General features: G+C 64.7%; 17 protein-coding genes. 6 read left to right on the forward strand and 11 right to left on the reverse strand.

All coding sequences use genetic code 11. The features are described from left to right. Position 1: 1 nt before the first annotated feature. Complete coding sequence (locus tag C7411_RS22550; RefSeq protein ID WP_110386271.1) at positions 2–1,066, forward strand: aldo/keto reductase; 1,065 nt, start codon at positions 2–4, stop codon at positions 1,064–1,066. A gap of 25 nt (positions 1,067–1,091) precedes the next feature. Then, entirely contained in the window at positions 1,092–2,297 is a 1,206-nt protein-coding gene (locus C7411_RS22555; protein WP_243413292.1) for an acyl-CoA dehydrogenase family protein, read from the forward strand. Between the two features lie 93 nt (positions 2,298–2,390). Here C7411_RS22555 and C7411_RS22560 read toward each other — a convergent pair whose 3' ends face one another. Genes C7411_RS22560 through C7411_RS22570 form a run of 3 tightly spaced genes read right to left on the reverse strand, consistent with a single transcriptional unit; the run spans position 2,391 to position 6,053 of the window. Then, the gene (locus C7411_RS22560) at positions 2,391–3,683 is read right to left on the reverse strand and encodes an acyl-CoA dehydrogenase family protein (protein ID WP_110386273.1); all 1,293 of its coding nucleotides are present in this window, start codon (positions 3,681–3,683) and stop codon (positions 2,391–2,393) included. A 25-nt stretch (positions 3,684–3,708) separates the two neighbouring features. Further along, complete coding sequence (locus tag C7411_RS22565) at positions 3,709–5,043, reverse strand: LLM class flavin-dependent oxidoreductase (protein ID WP_110386274.1); 1,335 nt, start codon at positions 5,041–5,043, stop codon at positions 3,709–3,711. A gap of 47 nt (positions 5,044–5,090) precedes the next feature. Continuing rightward, entirely contained in the window at positions 5,091–6,053 is a 963-nt protein-coding gene (locus C7411_RS22570) for a sulfonate ABC transporter substrate-binding protein (RefSeq protein WP_110386275.1), read from the reverse strand. 283 nt (positions 6,054–6,336) lie between these two features. Here C7411_RS22570 and C7411_RS22575 point away from each other — a divergent pair, with 283 nt between their 5' ends. The 3 genes from C7411_RS22575 (at position 6,337) to C7411_RS22585 (ending at position 9,356) form a co-directional block, all read left to right on the forward strand. After that, positions 6,337–7,164: a MetQ/NlpA family ABC transporter substrate-binding protein gene (locus C7411_RS22575; protein ID WP_110386276.1), complete on the forward strand. Its 828-nt coding sequence runs from the start codon at positions 6,337–6,339 to the stop codon at positions 7,162–7,164. Positions 7,165–7,410: 246 nt separating this feature from the next. Continuing rightward, a complete protein-coding gene (locus C7411_RS22580) occupies positions 7,411–7,638 on the forward strand; it encodes a hypothetical protein (protein ID WP_110386277.1) in 228 nt (75 codons plus the stop codon). 488 nt (positions 7,639–8,126) lie between these two features. After that, a complete protein-coding gene (locus C7411_RS22585) occupies positions 8,127–9,356 on the forward strand; it encodes a porin (protein ID WP_110386390.1) in 1,230 nt (409 codons plus the stop codon). A gap of 133 nt (positions 9,357–9,489) precedes the next feature. On the opposite strand, the gene C7411_RS39000 is transcribed toward C7411_RS22585, so the two are convergent. Together C7411_RS39000 and C7411_RS22590 are read right to left on the reverse strand one after the other, a co-directional pair. After that, positions 9,490–9,657 (reverse strand): DUF7686 domain-containing protein, encoded by a 168-nt coding sequence (locus C7411_RS39000; protein WP_423802846.1) that lies wholly within the window; start codon positions 9,655–9,657, stop codon positions 9,490–9,492. Positions 9,658–9,721: 64 nt separating this feature from the next. Next, positions 9,722–10,501 carry an alpha/beta hydrolase gene (locus C7411_RS22590; protein WP_110386278.1) on the reverse strand — a complete coding sequence of 260 codons (780 nt, stop codon included), beginning with the start codon at positions 10,499–10,501 and terminating at the stop codon, positions 9,722–9,724. A 334-nt stretch (positions 10,502–10,835) separates the two neighbouring features. Here C7411_RS22590 and C7411_RS22595 point away from each other — a divergent pair, with 334 nt between their 5' ends. Then, complete coding sequence (locus C7411_RS22595) at positions 10,836–11,189, forward strand: DUF4148 domain-containing protein (RefSeq protein ID WP_110386279.1); 354 nt, start codon at positions 10,836–10,838, stop codon at positions 11,187–11,189. Positions 11,190–11,207: 18 nt separating this feature from the next. Here the strand turns inward: C7411_RS22595 and C7411_RS22600 are convergent, their stop codons facing one another. The 6 genes from C7411_RS22600 to C7411_RS22625 form a co-directional block, all read right to left on the reverse strand. Then, positions 11,208–12,803 carry a TolC family protein gene (locus tag C7411_RS22600; RefSeq protein WP_110386280.1) on the reverse strand — a complete coding sequence of 532 codons (1,596 nt, stop codon included), beginning with the start codon at positions 12,801–12,803 and terminating at the stop codon, positions 11,208–11,210. Further along, positions 12,790–14,826: an FUSC family protein gene (locus tag C7411_RS22605; RefSeq protein ID WP_110386281.1), complete on the reverse strand. Its 2,037-nt coding sequence runs from the start codon at positions 14,824–14,826 to the stop codon at positions 12,790–12,792. Before C7411_RS22605 ends, C7411_RS22600 begins: the two co-directional genes overlap by 14 nt. Then, positions 14,807–15,859, reverse strand: a complete 1,053-nt coding sequence (mdtN, locus tag C7411_RS22610) for a multidrug transporter subunit MdtN (RefSeq protein ID WP_110386282.1) — start codon at positions 15,857–15,859, stop codon at positions 14,807–14,809. Before mdtN ends, C7411_RS22605 begins: the two co-directional genes overlap by 20 nt. A 1-nt stretch (position 15,860) precedes the next feature. After that, positions 15,861–16,148, reverse strand: coding sequence for a hypothetical protein (locus C7411_RS22615; RefSeq protein WP_110386283.1), 288 nt, complete (start codon positions 16,146–16,148; stop codon positions 15,861–15,863). A 146-nt stretch (positions 16,149–16,294) separates the two neighbouring features. Next, on the reverse strand, positions 16,295–17,701 hold the full coding sequence (locus C7411_RS22620; RefSeq protein ID WP_110386284.1) for a heavy metal sensor histidine kinase: 1,407 nt from the start codon (positions 17,699–17,701) through the stop codon (positions 16,295–16,297). Beyond that, the gene (locus C7411_RS22625; protein WP_110386285.1) at positions 17,698–18,375 is read right to left on the reverse strand and encodes a heavy metal response regulator transcription factor; all 678 of its coding nucleotides are present in this window, start codon (positions 18,373–18,375) and stop codon (positions 17,698–17,700) included. The genes C7411_RS22620 and C7411_RS22625 overlap by 4 nt, the downstream gene beginning before the upstream one ends. Positions 18,376–18,569: the final 194 nt, after the last annotated feature.

The following is an 18,569-nucleotide window of genomic DNA, read 5'->3' on the forward strand; positions in this document are numbered from 1 at the left end:
CATGGAATACCGGCAACTTGGCCATAGCGGCCTGAAAATCTCCACGCTCACGCTCGGCACGATGATGTTCGGCGGACAAACCGACGAGGCTACCGCCGAGCGCATCATCGGCGCGGCGCAGGAACAAGGCGTGAATTCGATCGATACCGCCGACGTCTATCACCAGGGCGAATCGGAGCGCGTGGTCGGCCGCCATATTGCCCGGCAGCGCGACCGCTGGGTGCTCGCCACGAAGTTCGGCAACCCCTTCGACTTCACGCCGGGCGGCGGCCGCGATATCAACGCGGCGGGCGCCGCGCGCAAGCACGTGATCCGCGCCGTCGAAGCGAGTCTGGCGCGCCTGAACACCGATTATCTGGACCTCGTGTATCTCCATCGCGAGGACCATCACACGCCGGTCGAGGAAACCGTGCGCGCGCTGGGCGATCTGATCGCGGCCGGCAAGCTGCGCCACTATGGTTTATCGAATCATCGCGCATGGCGCATTGCCGAGTTCAGCCGCGTGGCCGATTTGCTGGGCGTGCCGCGCCCCGTTGCAAGCCAGCCGCTCTACAACCTCGCCAATCGCCAGGTCGAAGCGGAGCAGTTGAGCGCCGCCTGGCACTATGGGCTCGGCGTGATCTCGTACAGCCCGCTCGCGCGCGGCGTGCTGACCGCGAAGTACGAGCCCGGCGCACAACCCGGCGCCGATACGCGCGCTGGACGCCAGGACCGCCGCCTGAGCGAAACCGAATGGCGGCCGGAGACGATCGAACTCGCGCGGCGCGTCGAGGCGCACGCACGCGCGCGCAGTCTCACGGCCGCGCAGTTCGCGCTGGCGTGGGTGCTCAACAGCCGCTATATCACCTCGGCCATCGCGGGCCCGCGCACCGAGGCGCAATGGCGCGACTACCTGCCCGCGCTCCAGTACCGGCTCGATTCGGATGACGAAGCATTCGTCGATTCGCTGGTTGCGAGCGGCCACCCGTCGACACCGGGCTTCAACGACCCCGGCCATCCGTTCTTCGGACGCCTCGTGCGCCATGGCGCCCCGCGGGACGCACGCGCGCCGGGCGGCGAACGCTAACCGGCCAATGCCAAGGGAGCGCACTGTGAACGCATTCACTCCGGACGCCGCGCTCGCGCGCGGCGACGATCAGGCTGCCGCGCTGGTCGAACGCGCCGCGCTGCTCGGCCGCGCCTTCGCCGCCGTGGCCGACGAGCATGACCGCAACGCCACCGCGCCGCTCGAGCAATTCCGCGCGTTGCGTGAGGCCGGTTTGCTGCGCGCGAATATTGCGCGCAGCGATGGTGGCTACGGCGCGGGGCTCGCGCTGTCGCGCGCCATTGTCGCGGAGATCGCCTATGGCGATCCATCCGTCGCGCTCATTCTCTCGATGCACTACAGCCAGCACGCCATGATTGTGCGCGACGCGCGCGAACACAAGGAACACACGGGCAACTGGCCCGCGGCGCTCGCGCGGCGTCTCACGCGTGCCAGCGTGGAAGGCCGGGCGCTCGTCAACGCGGCCCAGGTCGAGCCCGCGCTCGGCTCGCCCTCGCATGGCGGCCTGCCCGAGACGCTCGCACGCCGCGATGGCGACGTGTGGCGCATCACGGGGCACAAACTCTATGTGACGGGCGCGCCGTTGCTTACGTGGATCAACGTGCTGGCCCGCACCGACGAGCCGGAACCGCGCCTCGGCCACTTTATCGTGCCTCGCGAGGCGGCTGGCGTGCGCATCGTGGAGACCTGGGACCCGCTAGGCATGCGGGCCACGGCGAGTCACGACGTGGTGTTCACGGACGTGGCGGTTCCCATCGACGATGTCGTCGGGCTAAAGCCCGCGCATCTCGGCGTGCAGCGCGATCCGCACGCGACGGCGTGGTACTTCAGTCTGGTCGGCACGGTGTACGACGGTGCGGCGCGCGCCGCACGCGACTGGCTGCTCGCCTTCCTCAACGAGCGCAAGCCGGGCGCGCTCGGCGGGGCGTCGCTCGCCAGCGTGCCCATCGTGCAGGAAAGCGTGGGACGCATCGAAATGCTGCTGACGGCCAACGACTGGCTGTTGCGCACGCATGCCGATGCGATCGACGCGGGCACCGCGAGCGCCGAACTTTCCGCCATGGTCAAGCATACCGTCGTGGACAACGCCATCGCGGCCGTGGATATCGCGTTGGAGCTCGCGGGCAACCATGGCATCGCGCGGCACAATCCGCTCGAACGCCATCACCGCAATGTGCAGTGCGCGCGCATTCACGCGCCGTCCAACAGCTTGCTGCGCACAATGGCCGCGCGTCGCGCGCTGGGCGTGTGAAAGCCTGAGCAGGCGCCGACACGTGGGCGATTCTCGATTACCGCAAGGTCGTGGCCGCTCGAAGATCCGCGCTGGCAGACACTGCTGCTGCAATCAACCTTTGCCCACGCGATAAAAACTCGGCGGCACGGTGCCGTTCACGGCGAACGCGCCGACTTGCCGCTCGCGATACACGCGCGGGTTATGCGAAGAAATGGTACGCGCATTGCGCCAGTAGCGGTCGAGCCCTTCGGTACGCAGCGTGGCCGATGCGCCGAGCGCGTCGAAGAGATCCGTGCTCGCATCCAGCACAAGCCGCGTAATGACCGAGACGGACTGGTCCACTTCAACGTGTGCGTCGGCATGCGCCTGGACAACTGCCTGACTGCGCGCCTCCTGACGGCGCGATTCGCTCGCGGCGGCGTCCTGGTGCGCCTCGTAGCTGCGCTGGATCGCCTTCGCGGCCTGCAACACTACCGCGCGCGCCGCATAGGCGGCGCTGTGCAGGCGGCCGACCACCTGGAGAATCTGCGGGTCGTCGGCAACGCGCTCCGCATTGCCGTTACTGTAGACGCGGTCGCGGCGGCGCACGCGGCGCGCGACATCGTCGGCGAGCGCGCGGCCGATGCCGGCCAGCGACGCCAGATGCACGAGCTGATAGAACGCCACGGCGTACGGAAAACGCGTGTCGGAAGGGCGAATCCAATCGGGCTCGATGGCGACATCCACGAAGGTCGCCGTGCCGCTGGCCGTGAGCGCCTGGCCGAAGCCGTCCCAGTCGTCGATCACCTCGACGCCTGGCGTTGTGCGCGGCACCTGAAGATAAACGGTGTTTTCGCCGTCTTGCGCGGCGACAGCCACCCAGTCGGCGAACAGCGAGCCCGTGGTGTAGAACTTGCGCCCGTTGAGGCGAATGCCTTGCGGCGTGCGCGTGATTGTCGTGGCGAAGGTGCCGACCTTCGCGCTGCCCGCTTCGGAAAGACCGGCGCCGATCAGGTCGCCCGCAGACAGCTTGCCCAGCCAGTGCGCCTGCCATTCGGCTTCGTGTGCGGTGAGCACGTCTTCCACAAAGCCGAGATGTGCACGCACCGCGTTCACCACGTTCGTATCGGCGGCACCCAGTTCGATCAGCAATCCGAACAGTTCGGGGAGCGTCGCGGCCACGCCACCCTGCCCGCGCGGCAAACGCAGGCGCGTGAAGCCCGCCTCGCGTAACCACTTGATCTCCTCGTGCGGCAGTCGGTGAGCGATATCGCGTTCGACGGCGCTCGCGCGGATGCGCGCAAAGAGCGGCCGCCAGTCGCGCGCGAGCGCTTCATAGCGCTCGCTCGGCGGCGCGCCCCAGGCGGCGTGGTGTTCAGAGTCGATATCGGCGTGGGTGGTGTTGTCAGGGGTGCGTTGAGACATAGGGCGAATTCCGGTTGGGTCAGGCTCAGGGATAGCTGCCGCGCGCGGGGCGCTTGAGCCCGAAGTGATCGCGCAACGTGCGGCCTTCGTATTCGGTGCGGAAAAGCCCGCGCCGCCGCAATTCGGGCAGCACGAGATCGACAAAGTCGGTGAGGCCGCCGGGGAAGTAAGGCGCCATGATGTTGAAGCCGTCGGCGCCGCCCTCCTCGAACCATTGCTGCAACTGATCGGCAATGCTTTGCGGCGTGCCGACCACCTGTTGATGGCCGCGCGCCCCGGCAATGCGCAAATACAGCTGGCGGATCGTGAGCTTGTCGCGGCGTGCGAGGTCGACGAGCAGATGCTGACGGCTTTTCGGGCCGTTGGTTTCGGGCAGATCGGGGATCGGGCCGTCCACGTCGTACGCGGAAAGATCCACGCCGCCGATCACGCTGGAAAGCAGCGCCACCCCCACCACGGGGTCGACGAGCGCCTGGAGTTGTTCGAACTTTTCTTCAGCCTCCGCCTGAGTGCTCCCGACCACGGGAAAGATGCCGGGCATGATTTTCACGTCGTCGGCCTCGCGCCCGTAGCGCGGCAGGCGGCCCTTGATATCGGCGTAGAAGGCTTTCGCTTCATCGAAGGTCTGATGCGCGACGAAGATCACTTCGGCCGTTCGCGCCGCAAGCTCGCGGCCCGACTCGGAGGCGCCCGCCTGCACCACGACAGGGCGGCCCTGCGGCGAGCGTGACACGTTGAGCGGCCCGCGCACCTTGAAGAAGTCGCCGCGATGCTCGAGCACGTGCAGCTTCTCCGTATCGAGGTAGATGCCGCTCGCCTTGTCGCGCGGAAAAGCGTCGTCGTCCCAGGAATCCCAAAGGCCGAGCACGACGTCGTGGAATTCCGCCGCGCGCTGATAACGGCTCGCGTGATCGGGCAATTCGTCGAGATTGAAGTTGTGCGCTTCGGAGGTGCTGCTCGACGTGACGAGATTCCAGCCCGCGCGCCCGCCCGAAATCTGGTCGAGCGATGCGAATTTGCGCGCCACGTTGAAGGGCTCGTGAAACGAGGTGGAAACGGTCGCGATCAGCCCGATACGCTCGGTCACGGCCGCGAGCGCCGAAAGCAGCGTGAGCGGCTCGAAAAACTCGCTGCGCGCCGTGCGGGCGAGCGACCCGAGATGCGTGCTGCGCACGCCCGAAGAATCGGCGAAAAAGATCGCGTCGAATTTCGCGGCCTCGGCCAGACGCGCAAGCTCGACATAATGGCGAAAGTTGCGGCTCGCGTCGGCCTGCGCGTCGGGATGGCGCCAGCCCGCGATATGGTGGCCGGTTTGCATCAGGAATGCGCCGAGGCGCAACTGTCGGGAAGGTTTGCTCATGTGCATAGGCGCCTTTGGCTCAAACGGATCGAACAGCAATGGATGGACTATACGATTCCCGGCGCCGCCGCTTCGAGCACGTTCACGCGCTTCGGAATCAGTTTGAGGTCGAAGAACGTATTGGCGATCTGCTGCTGCTCGGCAAGAATGGCCTTCGTGATGGGGCCCGTGCCGAATTGCACGCGTGTGATCGCCTCGCTCACCACGTCGTTGGGCAAGCCCCACAGTTGCGCGAGCTGAGTGGCGAGCGCCGCGCGATTCGCCTGCCCCCATTGATCGATCCGGCTCAATTCGTCGATCAGGATCTTGATGACATCGGGGTTTTGCTTCGCGTAATTGAGCGACGAGAAATAGTAGGCCCGGTTGCCGACCACGCCGGTTGCGTCGGCAAGGATGCGGGCGTCGAGCTTTTTTTGCGCTGCGGCGAAAAAGGGGTCCCAGATCACCCACGCGTCGATGGAGCCGCGCTCGAAGGCCGCGCGTGCGTCGGCGGGCGCGAGGAAGACGACTTTCACGTCGCCATACTGAACGTTGTGCGCTTGCAGCAGCTTCACGAGGAAATAGTGGACATTGCTGCCGCGATTGAGCGCGACCGTCTTGCCCTTGAGATCCACGACGCCGCGGATGGCCGAAGCGTGAGGCACGAGCACCGCTTCTGACTGCGGACGAGGCACCGTGGCCGCGACATAGGCGAGCGGCGCGCCGGCCGCCTGCGCGAAGATGGGCGGCGCTTCGCCCACGTCACCAAAGTCGATCGAGCCCACATTCAGCGCTTCCAGTTGCACGGGGCCTGCATCGAACTCCGTCCACGTGACCGAAACACCGAGCGGAGCGAGCCGCTTTTCAAGCGTCCCCCGCCCTTTGAGCAGACTCAGATAGCCCTTCTGATTGCCGATGCGCAGCGTGCGCGCGGTGCTTGCCGCGCGCGCGGGAGATGCGGCAAGCACAGGTATGGCGGCGATCGCGGCGGCTGCGGCGGAAATTCGGATGAAGTTGCGGCGTGCGTTCATGCTCGACGGGTTCGACGTGAAATCGACGGAAAAACAGGGACGACGTCGATCTTATAAGCCGTGCGGCAGCGTGGAAACCATCAAATCCTGCGCTCCTAATTCCCGCCGCAGATAACCGTTCGGCTTTCCGGCTTGTCTCGTGGTCTATGCGAGTAACCGATATGCAAATCTTCAATCGATATTGGCTGCTCCATGAAGCGACAACCATAATCGGCCTGAGGCGGCCCCACGTCCGATGATCAACGCCTCCTTCAAAACCCTTCAAAACATCAGGCAATCCGCCATGCGCCATCGATTAGTCATCCAAACATTGCTTTCCGCTTTCACGCTGTTTGCGCTGCAATCGCAGCCCGTCCTGGCTGCCGAAGCCAACGCGCACGTCTTGCGCGTCGGCTTCGTGCCCGGCCCTTACGCCGATGAATTCCGCGAGGGCGTCGAGCCGCAGCTCAAGCGCAAGGGTTACACCGTCCAGTACGTCAACTTCAGCACCGGGCTCGAAGCGAATCAGGCCGTATGGCACGGCGAAATCGCCGCCGATGTCATGCAGCACGCCGTCTACCTGAAAGCCTACAACGACCGCAACAAGACCGACCTGGTTGGCGTCGTGCAGGTGCCCACGCCGCCCATGGGCCTTTACTCCATCCGCCATCATTCTCTCGCCGCAGTGAAGCCCGGTGCGACGGTCGCCGTGCCGAACGACCCGGTCAACCTCGAACGCGCGCTCAAGATTCTCCAGGCCATCGGCTGGATCCGCATTCGCGGGAACCCCAATCCCGTCGATGTCTCCGAGCGTGACGTGGTCGCCAATCCCGCCGGCATTCGCATCGTCCCGCTCGAAACCGCGCAGGCGCCGCGCGCCCTCGAGGACGTCGATTTCGCCGCGATCCAGGGCAACTTCGCCATTTCGAGCGGGCACCACCTCACCGAAGCGCTCGCGCTCGAACAGATGCTTTCGCCCTACGTGAATCAGGTGGTCGTCAAGTCGGCGAACCGCAACTCGCAGGAGACCGCCGACATTGTCGCGGCCTATCGCTCGAATGAATTCCGCGCCGCGATCCTGCGCAACGACACCTATAAGGGTTACCGCCTGCCCGATTACTTCCCGCGTTAGCCGCTCTCGCCGCGAATCTCGATTACGCCAACGTTGCGCGCAATAGACCGCGCGCGAGCGCGCGTCAGTCTCGCACCGCGGCTGGCTTGCCGCCAACGACCGCTGCTTCGTGCTGCGCTTGCCGTGAGAAGCGCTTTTCAAGGCGTTCGGCGTAGCCGTTATGCCCGTCGCCCCCACACATGCTTTCCCTACGGTCACAGCGAGCCCAAGGACGACCGCGCGTTTGCGACGACTTTCGCGGACAGCGTGCGTACGCAGCGATTCAGCGACTTCTTCTACTGTGCAGGCTTGCCGGAGTTGCCCGGTCTGCCCGCAACGAGCTTCCCACTGAGTCTAGACCGCGAAGAACTGCCGCTCGGCGCCCGGGTGCTCGGACCGTGGCTGGAAGATCACACGCCGGTCGCGTTTGCGCGCTTGCTGGAAGAAGCGTCTGGCGGATTCCGGGCGCCGCCGGGCTATGGTTCGGGAGCGTGATTGACAGCGGCGCGCAGGTCTGCTCGCGCTTCGCCCCTGCGTTTTGTTGTATAGGCGCATCCCTGCGCCATTCATCAAACGCTTGCGCGGCAGCGTCGGATGTGCAGCACCCGTGACACGAATGCATACGAAACGCGGTCCGGGCGAGCATCGCGCCTGCCCGGACCGCATCGCCAACGATTCCGCAGATACAAGCGGCATCGGCAACGGCTTTTATAGAATCGACATTCGCATCGCAGTACAAAATAAATATTAGTATAAGAAATCGTTCGATATTGACGATGTTTTCGCCTTGACCGGAGCCTCTGCGACTCCGGAAAATAGTTGCCGGTAAGTGAATTATTTGAATGAAATTAACCCGAACAACTCTACTCAATTCATTCTCACTCCGATAACTTTATTTTCGTAACGAAATGGATTCGCGGATCAAGCGAATTTTTCATCACGCCTTTCCAGAAGTCGATCACGGCTCGATTCCGATTTTTAACATGAAAAAGACACTTCTCGCCCTGACTACCATCGCACTGTCACCGGTCGCCGCTCACGCTCAAAGCAGCGTAACGCTCTACGGTATCGTCACGGGCAACGTGACCTACGCGAACAACGTTCAAACGTCGGCAACGGGCGCCGGCGGCAAGCCCGCAGGCGGCGGCCAGGTCGCCCAGTTCGACAGCGGCACCTCGGGCCCGAGTTCGAGCCGCTGGGGCCTCAAAGGCGCCGAAGATCTGGGCAGCGGCGTCAGGACGCTGTTCACGCTCGAAAATGGCTTCAGCGTCGCCAACGGCACGATGGGCCAGGGCGGCACTCTGTTCGGCCGCCAGGCCTGGATCGGGATCGCGGCGCCAACTTACGGCACCGCATCGATCGGGCGTCAATCCGATGCCGCGGTCGATTATGTTTCGCCGCTGCTCTATGCATGGTACTTCGGCAACCTCGCGATCCATCCGGCCGACTACGACAACCTGAACTTCACGCACCGCATCAACAACTCGATCAAGTACAGTTCGGATTCCTTCTCGGGCTTCCGGTTCGGCGCGCTGTACAGCCTTGGCGGCATCGCCGGAAACTTCACGCAGAACCAGTACTGGTCGGCGGGCTTCAGCTATACCGGGGCGAACCTGGCCATCGCGGCGTCGATCATCAATGCGCGCAACCCAAACAATTCGCTCTATGGCACGAATGCGAACGCCAGCGCCACGGGCAACAATCTCGGCTCGGCCGGTTCCGCCACGTCGCCGGCATCGAATCCGTCCATCTCGGGGTTTGCTTCCGCCCGCACGCAGCAGACGATCGCGGTGGCCTCGACGTGGACGATCGGCTCGGCTATCCTGGGCGTTGCCTGGTCCAACACGCAATATGGCGATCTCGGCGCTACGCCCTCGCTCAACACGCGGAACTACCACGGCACGGCGTCGTTCAATACGGTTGGTGCGAGCGTGCGCTATCAGGTCACACCATTTCTGCGCGTGGGTACGTCGTTCGATTACACGAATGGCGGCAACCTGAACGGCAGCGGCGGCGCGCGTTATGAACAGTGGAACCTGGGCGCCGGTTACTCACTCTCGAAAGCCACCGAACTCTACGCAACGGCCGCGTACCAGCATGCAAGCGGCATCGACTCGTGGGGCCGTGAGGCGGTCGCGTCGATCGGCTATCTGTCGCCTTCGACCACGTCGAATCAGGTGGCGGTGTCGGCCGGCATCAAACACCTGTTCTAAAGAGACGATGCGAGCCGCTGCGTCGTCGATTCGACGGCGGCGGCTCGGCAGCGTGTCAGACCGGGATCGACTCAGCCAGGTCCACGCCCTGCACGTACCCTTGCCGACGCTTCGCCGACATCCTCGCGGATGGCTAGCCGGCGCGAAGTTCACCGCGAAGCTCAAAGGCATCCAGTGCAACCCGGTCGCCCAGGAGCCGGCGCTGGAAATGGAACGGGTGCGGCTCCCCGTGGCAGTCTATCAACCGGATAGGGTCAAGCCGGACATTCTCGAAATCGGTGAATCCGGTGGACTCGGCAATCCTCGCATCGGCACAGCATCTGGCTTTGCGATGTCCGGTCTCCGGCCGCCGCGCAGGAGTCGAATCACTGCCCCTGTTGCTGAGCCGCCTGCTCGATCAGCGCGGCCACTTCCTTCGGATGCGACTCGTAGACCGAATGGCTGGCGCCATCGATTTCCACCGTCTGGGCGTGAGCCCGCTTCGCGTACATGCGTTCGAGGTCCGGGTTGATGATCTTGTCCGCCTTCGCGACCAGATAAAACGTGGGCTTGATTTTCCATGCCGGATCCGGAATCTCCGACGCGAATACACTTGCCGCCGTCGGCATTTGTTCATGGGCCTCGAATTCGGCCTGCGCAATCGGAAGGTCGGCGGCAAAATCGCGCGGATAGTCGGCGGGATTCAAATACAGATAGTCGTCGGCTGTCTTCACGATGTCCCCATGGGGCGTCGCGTTTGGATAACGCTTGCCATTCGAGACTTCGGTTTCGCCTACATCGAGCGCATGAGCAGCAATGTAGACGAGCGACTTCACGTGTTCGTCGTTGCCCGCCTCCGTGATGATTGCGCCGCCGTAGCTATGGCCGACGAGCACGCATGGACCATCCAGGCTATCGATGACGCGCTTCGTAGCTGTCACGTCTTCCTTGAATGACGTCAGCGGTTCTTGCACTAGCGTGACGTTGTAGCCGTCCTTCGTGAGGATATCGTAGACCGGACGCCATCCGGCGCCCCCCACAAAGGCGCCATGCACGAGGACGACGTTCTTGATGGGCGCAGCCTGCGCTGTCGTAGCGGCGCCGGCAACCAGGCAAAGCGCCGCTGCTGCATGCGCAACGGCAAAACGGAAAGAAGGGAAAGACATGGAAGCTCCTTGGAATGACGCTGTCGATTGACAACACGGCCAGTCTAAAAAGCTGCCTCGAACGAGAGGGTTACCCAGTCATTACGAATAAATGACGTGCCCGCGCCGGGGCATCAAATCAAAGGGACGGAAGATTCGTTATTTTCTTGTAATGACTGGGTAACCTTGGCGACCGGAGCGCCTACCTACACTGCAACCACGCAGTAACGCCTTGCCTCGCTTAGCCATGTTTCAAGTCGCCCGTTCCTGAACCTGTCTTCGCGTCCATGCACAGTCGATGCTGCGACTTTCCCTCCCGACTCATCCGCATTACTGATATATAGGAGTATCGATCATGTCCAGGCTTCTTCTCAGCATTCTCGTCGCGGCTTCTGCCGTTGCCGTCCCGGCATATAGCTTCGCGCAGTCCAGTCAACCCGTGACCCGCGCCGAAGTGCGTGCGGATCTCGTGCGTGTCGAGCAGGCCGGATACAGCCCGGCCCGTGGCAACGACATAAACTATCCCGCTGATATTCAGGCTGCGGAAGCGAAGGTCGCAGCGGCACAAGACGCGCAAGATTCGGCACAACGGGACATGGGTGGCGTATCGATGGCGGGCACCTCGGCCGCGGGTTCGCGTATGCATACGCCCGCACCGCCCGCCTGTGTTGGTCCGGCCAGCTTTTGCACGCCGTATTTTGGCAGCTGAATCGCCGGTGTAGTGTGTTTAGTGATCCTTTTGAGACGGCTCGCCTTCCATGGACGCCGAGCCGATCTCACCCGTTGCCAGGGCGAGCGTCGCTGCGGCGGACAGCGCGGCGCTGTAGCTGTCGGCATACGCGTTCTGAGCGGCGAGCAGCTGATTCTGCGTGAGGAGTGCGTCGGTGATGGTGCCGACGCCGTGCCGGTAAGCGGCGAACGCCGCGTCGTAAGTCGTCTGCGCGGCCTCGACCAGCGCCTTTGCGGCGTCGTTCGAGGCGAGGCTCGTGGAAAGCCCGTTCTGCGCGGCAACGATCTGCCGGATGGCTTGTTGCCTCGTATGGGTCAATTGCGCGGATGCACTGTCCGCATCATTGCGCGCCTGCATCAGCACAGCGGAACGCAAGCCGCCGTCGTACAGGGGAATCGTCACGCCGAGGAATATGCTGCCGCTGCGGCGGCTGCCGTTCAGGTTCACTGTCGCCGCCTGATCGCCGACTGGGGGAATTGCCGTGATCGACGTCGTGCCGGTGCCGTACGCGGCCGTCGCAGAGAGAAATATCTTCGGCATGAAGGCGGATTCGGCCGCGCGGATCTTCGCCTGGTTGGCCTGTTCCAGCGCATAGGCACCCTGCACGTCCGGCCGCCGCGCAAGCGCATCGGTCACGATTTCATCGACGCTCTGGTGCAGCGCCGGCGTGAGCGTACGCGCCGGCAACGGGGCGATCACCGGTTTCGATAACGGCGAAATGCCGAGCGCAGAGACGAGGCCCAGATAGCTGTCGCTCAACGCGCCGTCCGCCTGCACTTTCAGGAGATTGGCCTGGGCGCGGTTCTGCGTGGCCTGTGCGACCTCGACGACTGTGCCCACGCCCTGCTTTCGTCGTGCGCGTGCGGCGCCGAGAATGCCGTCCGCGTTGTCGAGCGCCTGTTGCGCTGTATGCTCCCTCGCGCTTGCGGCTTCGTACGTGTAGTACGCAACGCTCACGTCGTGGATCACGTGCTGATGAACAGACGTGAACGCGATGTTCGCCGCCACGGAAAGCTCTCTGGCAGCGTCGAGGCGCGCGCGGCGGCCGCCGAAATCGAATAGCAGCCATTGCAGCGATAGCACCGAAACCGTGCCGTGAATGTTCGAGCTGGTCGATGTGTTGCCGAGCAGCGGCGTCGATGCCGCGCCGCTCGCCGCTTCGTATCCGCCCATGGCGGTGGCGGTGAGTTGCGGCAAGTAGGCGGTCTTCGCGATGCCTGCTGCGAGCGCCGCATTGCGCGCGTCGTTCCAGGCGATTCGCGTGAGCGGGTTCGTCGACTCCGCGAGATCGATCAGCTCGGGCAGCGTGTACGCGTGGTTCGCATCGAGCGCCGCCGCGGGTTCGATCGAAGCGAGTGCGGCGCTGCGCGGCAACGTGAAGCCCGCCCGCGTCGCCTCGCTGGCGCTGGGCGGCGGGCCGGGCACGATGTTGCCGCCGGCATCCGTCGGCGGCTGCCAGGGACGGTCCGGCGCGGCAGGCGCGAGATCGATCGACGACGTTGCACATCCCTCGAATCCCGAGATTATTGCCAATGCGGCAGCCAGCGCGGCGGCCAAAACGATGAACCGGGGCGTCGGTTCAGGGGCGCGCATGGGTCGTCGTCTCCGTGGCCGAAGCTGGGCGCGTGATCTCGGCGATGTGTCCGAGCCGCCTGGCGATGACGCTCTGGAGCGCATCGAGTGCTGGGTCGGCCGTGCGGTCCTCCGCGGCCTCGGCGCCTCGCGTCTGCGTGTCTGCGGCAAGCGGTGCGGCTTGCATGTGCGCGTCGTCGCCGGCGGCGAGGCGCTGGGCGATTTCACCCAGCCGCGCCGCGCCCGCGCGCCCTGCCGCGAGGACTAGCGGCGCCTCCAGCGCCTCGAGTTCCGCAAGCGCGCGCCGGCGGCTCGCAACCCATTCCGGCTCGGGACGCACCCACGATGGCTCGTAGTGAATCAGGCCGATATCCTGGCGCAGTCCGCCGTATTGGGCGAGCGCGCCTGCCGCGAGCGCGCCGCGCGTGCGGGCGTCCGCTGCTCGCGCAATCCGGCTCCACTGTGCAACGAGCGCCTTGAACGTCGCGTCGATCCGGCTGGCGATGCTCACGGGCCAGACGCGTGTGAAGACCAGATAGACCACGACGTTGCCGATCAGAATGCCGATCACGCGGTCGCGTGCGAGCGTGAGGTCGAACGCAGGCGCTGGGCCCTGGATCACGCAGAGGAAAAAGGCGAACGCGATCTGCATGCCCGCGTAGGCGATCCGCGCGGACGCCATCGCCACCCACGCGGCCAGCCAGGCGCCCGCGAACACCAGCGCCATCAGTTCACCCACCGAGGTCAAGCGAGGCGTCACAAACACGATCGCCGCCGTGCCGAGCAAAGCGCCGACGAGGCAGCCCGCGATCCGCAGGGTCAACTTCTCGACGGTTTCGGCCGTGGTGCTGAGCGACACCATATAACAGGTGATGAAGCACGTATGTATGCCCTGCCAGTCGAGCTGCTGATACAGCACGTAGCAGAACATCGCCGCCGCCGTGGTCTTCAGCGCGTATCGGACGTGATCGGGATTCGAAAAGGCGTCGGCGTCGAAAAAGCCGCTGCGTTCGGCAGGCCCGGCGGTTTTTTCAGGCGCAGGAAGCGGCACGGCGGCGGCCTGCGCAGGCGGCACCGCAAAGCCCTCCAGCGCGGCGCGCAGGGCGGCGAGCACGAGCTCCGCAAGCGGGGCTTCCTCGGGTATGTCCGGCGCCTCGAGCGTCACATCCACGGGATAGCCGCCCTCTTCCAGCATCTCCGCCATCTGCGCCATCGTGTCGGCAATCCGTGCCGCGCACGCGTCGGGCAGGCGCGCGTCCTGCTCGCTCGCGGCGAAATCCGTCGCGACCAGAATCGCCGTGGTGGACGCCGCCGCCTGGCGCAGCGCCGCGCCGTCGGTTGGCGTCAACGTGCCTTCGAGCTTCGCAAGCTTGAGCCACGTGAGGATCTGATGGTCGCCCTCCCGCATGCACGCTTCGAACGCGGCGCGCTCCTCGCCGGTCGCCGTGCCCGTGAGGCGGCGCGCAGCGAGCCTCAGGCGCCGCGCAAGCTGCGCGGTGGCGAGCCGGCGCGGCGACGGCGCCATCACCAGGTTCACGACGACCGCCACGCCAATCGGAATCGCGATCATCAGCCATGCGTACAGCAGGCCGCGCGTTGCCGCTTCGCCAAGCGGCGCGAGGCCAAGTTCGTCGAGCCCGAAGCCGACGATCATTGCCAGGATCGCGCCGATCGGCCGAAGCTTGCTTGCCGACGTGGCGAATAGCAGTCCGAACGACAGGAGCGCCATGCTCGCCACCCGCAGCGGCGGCTGGTCGATCGTGAAGATCGCGAAAATCATCACGATCGCGATGATCACGGTCACGAGCAGCATCAAGGCGATCGACATGACCACGCTCGCCGTGCGGTCGGGCCGGTTCAGGAAGAACACGATATACACGGAAGTCGCGGCTCCCGGCGTAGCGTAGCCGGCCGTCGCGAGCACCGTAAGCGCGCAGATCAGCGCAATGCGTGTGACGATCGCGGCGCGCCCCGGAAACGGCGCGAGCAGCTTTGCGATTTCCCGGGGACCGGGCCGCCTGATATCACCGGCAAGACTGGCCATGCCGGACCTCGACGATCGCGCTGGCGCCGATGCGCACCAGTCTGTTGACCGGCGCCTCGATGCGCACGCGAACCGGGAAGCGTTGCGCCACGCGCACCCAGTTCACCGACTGCTGCACGTAAGGCAGGCTGCGCGGCAGGTTCACGCGGTCCGCGTCCATGATCCCGGCGCCGATGCCGATCACCTTGCCGCTCATCGGCTGTCTGCGGTCGATCATCGAGTATACGGTGGCGCAGTCGCCCACCTCGATGGCGCTGAGCGCCGTCTCGCGGAAGTTCGCCACGGCAAACCATTCGCCTGAGTGAACCAGTGTAAAGATGGACTGGTTCGGCGCGACCGTCTCGCCCGCGAGGATCGTCAGGCCCGTCACGTAGCCGTCGAACGGCGCACGCACGACCGTATCGTCGAGCGCGTGCTGGGCGATGGCCAGCGCGGCCTCGCGCGCTTGCAGTGCCGCGATGGCGTCGGCGTCGTCGCCTATCGTCTGCGCAGATGAGCGCTGCTGCACCTTCGCCTGCGCGAGCGAGACGCCCGCGTCGCGCTGCGCCACGACCGCCTGATCGAGCTGCTGCGCGGACACAAAGCCTTGCGCTGCGAGCGGCCGCAGCCGATCGACGCTGCGCGTCGCGAGGTCGTAGTTGTGCGTCGCGCGACGGGTCTGGTCGGCAGCGATCGTCGCGTTCGACGTCTCGCCGATCAGCGTGCGTCGGCGCGTGGCGAGTGCGGCGCGCGCCAGCTCGACCTCGGCCTGCGCCTGTGCGAGCGCGAGCCGGTACGGCACCGGATCGATTTCGAACAGCACGTCGCCTCTGGAGACGTGCTGGTTCTCCTCCACGGGAACGCGTACGATGCGGCCGCCCACGGGAGAAGCGACGTGGACGACGTCCGCGTCGATGGACGCGTCGTCGGTGGACGGATAGCGCGACGACCGGTCGAACGCGTACCAAAGCGCCGCGGCGCTGAGCAGGACGATCGCGGCGGCGATCGCGCGGCCCTTCCATGCATGTCGAGGATTCTGCCCGGCCATTTTCATATCAGAGCTGCCCCGTTCCCCATAGCCAGACGAGCACGCCGACGACGATCCCGATCGCGGTACAGACCGAAAGCTGGTAAGGCACCTGGCGAACCCAGCCGGTCCCGACGAACACGCGATGTGCGACGATCGCCCCTGCGATGCCGATCACGGCGCTCACGAGCCAGTACGGGAAGTACGCCCCGAAGAGCGACCAGGACGGCGCGCCGCGGGCCACGCAACCCGCAAGCGGCATGAAAGCCAGGAATGAACAAACGGCAGCGAGTCTGCGCCATGTACGTTGTTTCATCGCGTCTTCTACGCTTCATGACTGGAATAACCGCTGAATTCCACTCGTACGAACAACCCATGCGCGCACCGACGGGTTGCGTCCCGCATTCCCAATTCAAGGCAGCCCATCATAGCGCGGTTTGTCGCGCCGCCGTTGCTGGGCGCCTAATGGCTGCGCCGCTCACGCTGCCGCGGGAACACGAGCGTAAAGCGCGTCACGCCGTTGCTGCTGGATGCGTGCCACGTGCCTCCGTGCAGCAACATGATGCTGCGCACGATCGAAAGCCCTAGCCCGCTGGACTCCGACGACCGGTGCCGTGACGGATCGGCCCGATAGAAGCGGTCGAAGATCCGTTCGAGATGATGCGGCTCGATCGTCGGCCCGCGATTCTCGACATGGAGCGTCGTGGCGTCCGGTCCTTGCTGCGCTACGGTCGAGATTGCGGTACCCGGTTCCGCGTACCGCAAGGCATTCGCAAGCAGATTGCCCAGCGCACGGCGCAACAGATCCGGATCCGCGCATACGTGGCCTTCGCCGCGCCACTCGAGGCTCACGTTGCGGTCCTCCGCGAGACCTTCGAAGTACTCCTGCATGCGCCCGAACTCCACGGCAAGCGGCAAGTCCTTGCGCTCGATGGCGTTATCGGCCTGTTCGGTGCGCGCGAGAAAAAGCATGTTGTCGATCATCTTCGACAGGCGTTGCAGCTCCTCGTAATTCGAGCCGAGAAGCCGCTGGTAATACGCGGCGTCGCGCGTCTGGCTCAAGCCGACTTCGGTCTGCCCCAGCAGATTGCCGATGGGCGTGCGCAGGTCATGCGCCATGTCCGCCGATACCTGTTTCAACTGGGTGAAGCCGCGCTCGAGCCGATCGAGCATGCCGTTGAACGCCGCGATCAGTGCGTCCAGCTCGGGCGGCGCGGCGCGCTGCTCGATGCGTGTCGAAAGCGTGCTGATTCCGATCGCCCCGGTTTGCGCCGCGAGAACGCGCAACGGCTGCATGTTGCGGCGCGCGAGGACGAAAGCGAGCAGCGCAACGATGGTTGCGCCAGCGGAGGCGAACAACAATATCCGGTTGCGGTATGTCCGCAGCAATTGCGTGCGCTCGGTCAGCAAGCGGCCGGAGATGATCTGCAGATCCCGCTTTCCGGCGACGTCGTGCGCCGCAGCGGCGACGTAGATGAACGGCGTTCCGTCGGCCGCCACCGTATGCTGGACGGCGCCGAGCGTGAGCGGCGCGTCCACCGGCACAGGCTTCATGTCCGGCACCGCCTTGTGGCCGGGATTCACCGTAATGAGCGGCGCTTCACCCGGAAAGCCCACGATCAGCAACGATTCCGTATTGCCGAGCATGTTCGCGAAAAGATGAGGCTTGTCGCGTATCAGCTCGCGCACGTCGACATCGTTCATCAGCGTGCGAAGCTGGTCCACCCGCGTCACCAGCGCCGCGTCGTCGCGCACCATCAGTTGCCGCTCCAGGCCGCGATACAGCAAGGTGCCGAGCAACGCCATCGCGGTAAATACGATGAGCGCGTATAACAACGCAAGGCGCGTGGTGAGGGAAAGCCGCTTCATGCTTCGTACTCGAAACGATATCCCACACCGTGAATCGTATGAATCAGGCGAACCGGGAACGGGTCGTCGATCTTCTGCCGCAGCCGGCGCACCGCAACATCGACCACGTTGCTATCGCTGTCGAAGTTCATGTCCCAGACGCGCGATGCGATCAAGGCGCGCGACAACACCTGACCTTGATGCTCCAGAAAGAACGCCAGCAGGTTGAATTCCTTGTTGGTGAGCGTAAGACGCACGCCGCCCCGGTCAACTCGCCGCTTCGGCACATCGACGCGCAGATCCCCGACTTCGAAGACCTGCTCCTCCTGCTTTTGAGGCTGGCCGCGCCGCAATATGATGCGAATGCGCGCCAGCAACTCGGCAAACGAAAAAGGCTTGACGAGGTAATCGTCGGCGCCGAGATCGAGGCCCTTCAGCCGGTCCTCGAGCGTGCCGCGCGCGCTGAGAAATAACACCGGGGTTTTGATGCGCGCACCGAGCTTCTTCATGACGGTCCAGCCATCCATCTCCGGCATCATCACGTCGAGCAGGATCAGGTCGTAACCCATCTCCTGCGCGAGATGCAGCCCGTCGATGCCGTTCGTGGCCACGTCCACCACATAGCCGGCTTCCGTCAAGCCGTTCTGGATGTACTCACCGGTCTTGGCTTCGTCTTCGATGACGAGGATTTTCATGGCGTCGATCCCTGCACTCGCATGCGCGTTCCACTGATTCTGTGCTCGTTTGCGCCCTTATACCAGCCGGGCGTGATAGCAGTCTAGGCAGTGCGATCCAACAGGGCCGTTACTCAATCATTACAGAAAAATGACGAGGCGCAGCCTGTTCTCTCCGTTGTTTCTTGCGCAATCGGCCGACGTGGGCGAACCCG

The sequence above is a fragment of the Paraburkholderia silvatlantica genome (assembly GCF_003096715.1).
GTDB lineage: Bacteria > Pseudomonadota > Gammaproteobacteria > Burkholderiales > Burkholderiaceae > Paraburkholderia > Paraburkholderia silvatlantica.

What these genes read in the sequence shown, in the direction of transcription:
- C7411_RS22585 (WP_110386390.1), top strand. Translation starts at nt 8,127, where the DNA reads ATGAAAAAGACACTTCTCGCCCTGACTACCATCGCACTGTCACCGGTC.
- C7411_RS22600 (WP_110386280.1), bottom strand. Translation starts at nt 12,803, where the DNA reads ATGCGCGCCCCTGAACCGACGCCCCGGTTCATCGTTTTGGCCGCCGCG.
- C7411_RS22615 (WP_110386283.1), bottom strand. Translation starts at nt 16,148, where the DNA reads ATGAAACAACGTACATGGCGCAGACTCGCTGCCGTTTGTTCATTCCTG.
- mdtN (WP_110386282.1), bottom strand. Translation starts at nt 15,859, where the DNA reads ATGAAAATGGCCGGGCAGAATCCTCGACATGCATGGAAGGGCCGCGCG.
- C7411_RS22575 (WP_110386276.1), top strand. Translation starts at nt 6,337, where the DNA reads ATGCGCCATCGATTAGTCATCCAAACATTGCTTTCCGCTTTCACGCTG.
- C7411_RS22565 (WP_110386274.1), bottom strand. Translation starts at nt 5,043, where the DNA reads ATGAGCAAACCTTCCCGACAGTTGCGCCTCGGCGCATTCCTGATGCAA.
- C7411_RS22625 (WP_110386285.1), bottom strand. Translation starts at nt 18,375, where the DNA reads ATGAAAATCCTCGTCATCGAAGACGAAGCCAAGACCGGTGAGTACATC.
- C7411_RS22620 (WP_110386284.1), bottom strand. Translation starts at nt 17,701, where the DNA reads ATGAAGCGGCTTTCCCTCACCACGCGCCTTGCGTTGTTATACGCGCTC.
- C7411_RS22595 (WP_110386279.1), top strand. Translation starts at nt 10,836, where the DNA reads ATGTCCAGGCTTCTTCTCAGCATTCTCGTCGCGGCTTCTGCCGTTGCC.
- C7411_RS22590 (WP_110386278.1), bottom strand. Translation starts at nt 10,501, where the DNA reads ATGTCTTTCCCTTCTTTCCGTTTTGCCGTTGCGCATGCAGCAGCGGCG.
- C7411_RS22560 (WP_110386273.1), bottom strand. Translation starts at nt 3,683, where the DNA reads ATGTCTCAACGCACCCCTGACAACACCACCCACGCCGATATCGACTCT.
- C7411_RS22570 (WP_110386275.1), bottom strand. Translation starts at nt 6,053, where the DNA reads ATGAACGCACGCCGCAACTTCATCCGAATTTCCGCCGCAGCCGCCGCG.
- C7411_RS22605 (WP_110386281.1), bottom strand. Translation starts at nt 14,826, where the DNA reads ATGGCCAGTCTTGCCGGTGATATCAGGCGGCCCGGTCCCCGGGAAATC.
- C7411_RS22550 (WP_110386271.1), top strand. Translation starts at nt 2, where the DNA reads ATGGAATACCGGCAACTTGGCCATAGCGGCCTGAAAATCTCCACGCTC.